General features: G+C 67.1%; 4 protein-coding genes. 1 reads left to right on the forward strand and 3 read right to left on the reverse strand.

Translation table 11 applies throughout. The features are described 5' to 3' along the window. Positions 1–5: 5 nt before the first annotated feature. Entirely contained in the window at positions 6–1,463 is a 1,458-nt protein-coding gene (locus ACLFQI_RS10700; protein ID WP_410759211.1) for an OFA family MFS transporter, read from the reverse strand. A 9-nt stretch (positions 1,464–1,472) separates the two neighbouring features. Then, positions 1,473–3,431 (reverse strand): DUF4914 family protein, encoded by a 1,959-nt coding sequence (locus tag ACLFQI_RS10705; protein WP_410759212.1) that lies wholly within the window; start codon positions 3,429–3,431, stop codon positions 1,473–1,475. Positions 3,432–3,759: 328 nt separating this feature from the next. On the opposite strand from ACLFQI_RS10705, the gene ACLFQI_RS10710 reads away from it, so the two are divergent. Continuing rightward, on the forward strand, positions 3,760–5,502 hold the full coding sequence (locus tag ACLFQI_RS10710) for a B12-binding domain-containing radical SAM protein (protein ID WP_410759214.1): 1,743 nt from the start codon (positions 3,760–3,762) through the stop codon (positions 5,500–5,502). Positions 5,503–5,549: 47 nt separating this feature from the next. Here the strand turns inward: ACLFQI_RS10710 and ACLFQI_RS10715 are convergent. Further along, positions 5,550–6,053 (reverse strand): hypothetical protein (locus ACLFQI_RS10715; RefSeq protein WP_410759215.1); only part of this gene is annotated, 504 nt, incomplete at its 5' end.

A 6,053-nucleotide genomic window follows, 5' to 3' on the forward strand; every position in this document is an offset into this window, starting at 1 on the left:
GGGACTCAAGATTGTCGGCACACGGGCAGGGCGGCGGTTGCTTCGGTTGAGGCTGCCGCTTGGCGGGCCTGACGCGCGTCGCTGCGCCGGGGTGCCCGCAAGGCCAGGGTCAGCACCGCAGCGGCCAGGCAGAGCAGGCCGGCGGCGAGGAAGGCGATGTCGTAGTCGCCGAGCTGGAACACCCGGGTGGCGAGCGCGCCGCTGGCATCCAACGCCTGGTATTCGACGCCCTCGGTCGTCTCCAGCAGCACCGCGGCGAGGAACGGGCCGAGCAGGCCGCCGCTGCCATAGGCGGTGAACAGCAGGCCGTAGTTCACGCCGATGTGCCGGGTGCCGTAGTAGTCGGCCGCGATCGCCGGGTAGAGCGCGAGATAGCCGCCGAAGCAGAGCGCGACCAGGGAGACCCCGAGCAGGTACAGGGGATAGGGACGCATCCAGTCGAGCGTGAACAGCACCAGCGCGCAGAGCACGAACATCAGGATCAGGGTCTGCTTGCGACCGAGGCTGTCGGACACCCGGCCCCAGAGGATGCGCCCGGCGGCGTTGAACAGCGCCAGCACCGCCACCGCCATCGCCGCCGCCGAGGCGATGCTGGCGAAGCGCTTGTGGGAGACCGGGACCTCGACGGCCGCCGACAGGCTGAAGGCCTCCCAGATCGGCGCCGCCTTCATGATCACCATGAGTCCGGCCGTGCTGCCGGCCAGATAGGTCACCCAGAGCAGCCAGAAGGTCGGGGTGCGCAGCATCTCGGCCGGCGTGAAATCGGCCCGCCCCGGGGCCTGACCGGCGGCGGCCGCCGGCGGCGTCCAGCCCGGCGGACAATAGCCCGGCGGCGGGTTGCGCAGCAGCTGGGCGCCCAGCACCACGGCGACCAGGAAGATGACCCCGAGCACCATGAAGGTGTCGAAGACGCCGACCTGGGGCAGCGGGAAGAGCGCGAGTCCGAACAGCTCGTAGTCGCCGCCGCCGATCAGCGCCCGCGCCAAGGGCGCGAAGAAGAAGGCGCCGGCGCCGAACCCGGCGACGGCCAGGCCGGTGATCAGTCCGCGCTTGTCCGGGAACCACTTCACGCAGGTCGCGACCGGGCAGACATAGGCCATGCCGATACCGAGACCGCCGATGACCGCATAGGTCCCCACCAGCCAGGCCAGGGCCGGCCCCTCGGCGAAGTCGCCCGTGAAACCGGCGAGGATGAGTCCGAGACCCAGGATCAGGCCGCCGACGCTGCCCACCAGCCGCGGCCCGAGCCGATCCTGGATCCGTCCGCCCAGGATCACGGCGAAGGCGAAGATCGCGATCACCAGCTGGGCCGGCAGCGTCGCCTGGGTCTCGGACCAGCCCGGGAACTGCGCCAGCAGCGGCGTCTGAAACACGCTCCAGATGTACACGGCGCCCAAGCTGGCCTGGATGATCAGGGCGCCGGCGACGACGCCCCAGCGCTGCTCGTGATACTGACGGGTCACCATGCCTCCTTAGTCCTCGTCCGGATCGAGGCAGGGCAGATCGAGCAGCCCCTGGTAGTCGTCGAGGCTGCCGCCTTGCAGGCAGCACTCGATGATCCGCGCTCCTGCTGGCAGCAGATCCGGGCCGAGGAAGGCCTTGAGCTCGCGGTGGAAGAACTCGGTGAGGATCGCCGCGCCCTTGTCGTAGGCGGCGGGGCCGACCTCAGGCTGATGCTCGACCTCGAAGAACCAGTTCCCGATCGTGCTGCCCTCCATCATGATGCTGCCGGGCGTGTAGCCGAGCAGCGGACAGCGCGAGGGGTGCAGGCGGTTGGCGGCGAAGCGGGCGCCGCCGCGGCGAGCGAAATACTCGCGGGCGATCCACTGCGGCATGAAGCCGACCTCCCAGACGCCGATGTGCTGGTTGGGGATCAGCACATAGCGCACCTCGGGCGTCTGGATGATCTGATTCAGCAGCAGGTTGGCGTGATCGACCATGCGCCCGGTGGCGAACGGCCAGTACGAGCCGACGCCCTCGGAGGTCATGCCCTCGGTCGCGACGATGCTCGGGTTGGCGTGGCCGCGCGGGGCGATCAGTCGCCACAGCCAGGCCAGCGCCGGGGGCAGCAGATGGAACAGGCCGATGATGCCGTAGCTCGGCTGCGCGGCGCTGCAGGGTGGGGTGCGTACGCCCATGCTGCGCACGTCCACATCCACGGCTCCATGCACCACATTGGGGATGATCTTGCGCGGGATGATCACGCGCGGATTCGGGCAGGGCTCGCCGGGGGCGTCCTCGATGTGCTCCCAGAGCAATGTCGTCGCCCCCGGGCGGCCATGAATGTTGAGAAACAGCAGCGGCTCCGGCGGATGCACGGTGAGCGCCTCGATGTGCGGATCGGTCCCGTAGCGGTCGATGTGGTTGCAGCGCACGAACCAGGCCTCTTCTGCGTCCATCAGGGTCAGCTTGCCGTTGCCCTTCTCCAGCGACGGGTGGCAGAGCGCCATGTCGTCGGTCACCGGGCGCAGATCGCAGCCCTTGGGCAGGGTGAACTTGCGCGTCTCGCCCGTCTCCAGGTTGCGGCCGATCAAAAGGGTGCCGTCGGGCTGGCGGTGCGCGTATTCGAGCATCTCGCTCTTCCCGCCGCCGCTCGCCCCTTCGTGGGTGATCACCACCTTGTTCTCGTAGGGGGTCACCACCTGCACCGTCGCGCAGTGCATGGTCACCCAGCGCTCGCGCACGCCGATGTAGAGCAGCATCCCGTAGACGCCCTTCTTGGCGCTCGGCCCGGGGTAGAGGTTGTAGCTGAACAGCTCGTGCAGGCTCTCGCGCCGGTTGTGCACCACCACCTGCTGGCCCTCGAAGTGGCTGTGCCGGAACGGCGGCGCCACGTAGATGACGGCCTTGGGCTGGAAGTCGTCCGGCAGCTCGTCGACTGCCACGATGCCTTGCAGCAAGGCGAGCCCGAGGGCGAAGAAGCCGGCGTTGTCCGGGACGATCGCCAGCGCCTGCGTGGCCGGGCTCGGCAGCCCGGCATGGAAGGCGAAGACGGCGAGCGGCTGCGTCTTCAGCCAGTCGAAGGTGGCCTCGCGCACCGGGGCGAAGGCGGTTCCGAAGCGTTCGACGTAGGTGGTCTTGTCGCTCGGCAGCTCATCGCCGATGACCAGGCAATCGGGGTCGCGGCGGCGCATGTAGGGCTCGAGGTAGTTGGCGCAGATGCCGTTGCGGGTGCGGCAGACCTCGGCCTCGACCACCCGGCCTTGGCCGGGCACCTCGTAGGCGACCTCCTGTGACCCGCCGGCGGGCGCATCGCGCACCGCGAGTTCGATCAGTTGCTCGTGCGAGCTGGCCACGGTGACGCTGGGCGCGGCCGCTAGCAGCGCGTGCATCTCCGGCGGGAGCGGCAGTTCGAGCAGGCGGCGCGCCTCCGGGCTCAGCGATGACGGCGACCGGCTCGGATGCGGGGGGGGAAGATCGGATGGGGACATACTTGGCCTCATTGCGAACGCGCGTGCCGAAGGCCGCCGCCCCGCAAGCCGGGCGGTTGCTGGGCTGCCATGGAACGGAGGCCCCGGTGCGTCTGTGGCGGTTGGCGTGACGCGATCGTTTCGATCGTCATCACCGGCGGATTCGGCATTATCTTCGAAAAATCCTCCGTACGGTTCGAGTTTTTCGATCACTGGCAGTTGGACCGATTGCCCGATGGACGAGCAGCCGTGTGCCGCGCGGTCTTGACTGCCGGTCTCGAATCACGGCGTTCGGGGGCTGGGCGAATCGCTGTATGATCGCCTGATGCCAAGTGAGACGGTCAGGTCGATGAGCACCCTTAAGAGCCAACGTCAGCTGCGGGCACTATGCCCCTTTCGTCTGCTGCTGATCAAGCCCTCGCATTACGATGACGAGGGCTATGTGATCCAGTGGTGGCGCTCGTCGATTCCATCCAACAGCCTGGCGGCGGTGTATGGGAACGCGATGGAGGCGGCCGCGCGCGAGGTACTCGGCGCGGAGGTCGAGATCGAGGTGACGGCGCTCGATGAGAGCAACACCCGGATCGACACGCCGCGCCTGATTCGGCGGTTGCGACGGGGCATCGATCGCGACGGGGGAGGCGCGCTGGTGGGGCTGGTCGGCGTGCAATCGAACCAATATCCGCGCGCGCTGGATCTGGCGCGGCGCTTCAAGGCCGCCGATCTGCCGGTGGTGATCGGCGGCTTTCATGTCAGCGGTTGCCTGGCGATGCTCGCGCAGTGGCCGCCGGAGCTGCAGGCGGCGCTGGACGCGGGCATCAGCCTGTTCGCCGGCGAGCTGGAGGGTCGCCTGGATCGGCTGCTCGTCGATGCCGCGGGCGGTCGGCTCGCGCCCATCTACAACCACCTCGGCGAGCTGCCGGATCTGACCGGCGCGCCGACGCCCTATCTGCCGGCCGCGCGCATCAAGCGCACCATGGGCAAGCGCGCGAGCTTCGACGCCGGCCGTGGTTGCCCGTTCCTGTGCAGCTTCTGCACCATCATCAATGTGCAGGGGCGCCGATCGCGCCATCGCAGCGCCGATGATGTCGAGGCGCTGATCCGCGCCAATGCCGCCGACGGCACCCGTAATTTCTTCATCACCGACGATAATTTCGCCCGCAATCGCAACTGGGAGGCAATCCTCGAGCGCATCATCGCGCTGCGCGCCTCGGGTCTGGAGATCTCTCTGGTGATCCAGGCCGATACCCAGACCCATCGCATCGAGGGCTTCATCGAGAAGGCCGCGGCGGCCGGGGTCAACCGGGTGTTCATCGGCCTGGAGAGCATCCACCCGGCCTCGCTCAAGGGCGCGCAGAAGGGGCAGAACAGGATCGGCGATTACCGCGCCATGCTGCAGGCCTGGCATGCGGTCGGGGTGCTGACCTATGCCGGCTACATCATCGGCTTCCCGGACGATACGCCGGAGAGCATCCGTCGCGATATCCGGATCATCCAGCGCGAGCTGCCGATCGACATCATGGAGTTCTTCATCCTGACGCCGTTGCCGGGATCGAAGGATCATCAGCAGCTGATCCAGCAGGGCGTGGCGCTGGAGCCGGACATGAACCAGTACGATACTCAGCATGTGACCATGGCCCATCCACGGATGTCGCGCGCCGACTGGGAGGCGATCTATCGCGAGGTCTGGGATCTATATTACAGCGACGCGCATGTGGCGACGGTGCTGCGTCGCTGCCGGGTCTGGGGCTATGACCCGAAGCACATGCTGGCCAAGCTGTTCGCCTTCCATGCGCCGATCGTCCATGAGCGCATGCATCCGCTCGAGGGCGGGCTGATCCGGCGCAAGGTCCGGCGCGATCGCCGGCCGGGCCGGCCGGTCGAGCATCCGTTGTTGTTCTATCCGAGATTTGCCTGGGACTTCGTGATCAAGTATGGCGGTGCTTACCGGATGCACCGGCACTATCGGCGCATCCTAGAGCGTGTCATGGCGGAGCCCGATCCGCTGGGCTATACCGATCTTGCGATGACGCCGGTCGCTACTGACGAGCGCGAGAGGCTGCAACTGTATGCGGCGGTGGCAAGTGCCTAAAGACGCCCTAACAAACGCTGTGACTGTGAGCGTGTCGACAGGTTGGTTTACTGAAGCGCTTCCGGATTGAGCACCTGCATGGCCTCATCGCCCATGCCCATCACCAGGATACCGGTGGCGGTGGCGCGATTGACGATGCTGGGATCCGGATAGAGGCTGGCTAGCACGCCGATGATGCGTTTGTCGGCGTATTCGGGAAAAACGGTCGGTAGCTCGGCCAGTTTCGCGAGCAGCCGCTCGACGTGTTTGCTGTGCAGGCGCGACTTGGTCTCATTGACCAACACGCAGTCCGAGCACACCACGAGGGCATCGTATTCACGCGTGTCGCCATTGAAGCGGCGCTGGACGCGCAACGCAAACAGCTCCGGGCGCTCACAGCCGAATAGCTCGGCAGCGACGCGCGGCAGGCTGGGCGCGACGATGTCTTCGACCAGGGTCCCGAGCCGATTAGCGAGATCGCCCCACTGCTTGTTCATGCGCTGGCGCTCGCGGAGGCTTTCATCCTTGAAGTCGCGCATTTCATCCTTGAAGTCGCGCATTTCATCCTTGAA

The organism is Halochromatium sp., assembly GCF_046541315.1.
Lineage (GTDB): Bacteria > Pseudomonadota > Gammaproteobacteria > Chromatiales > Chromatiaceae > Lamprobacter.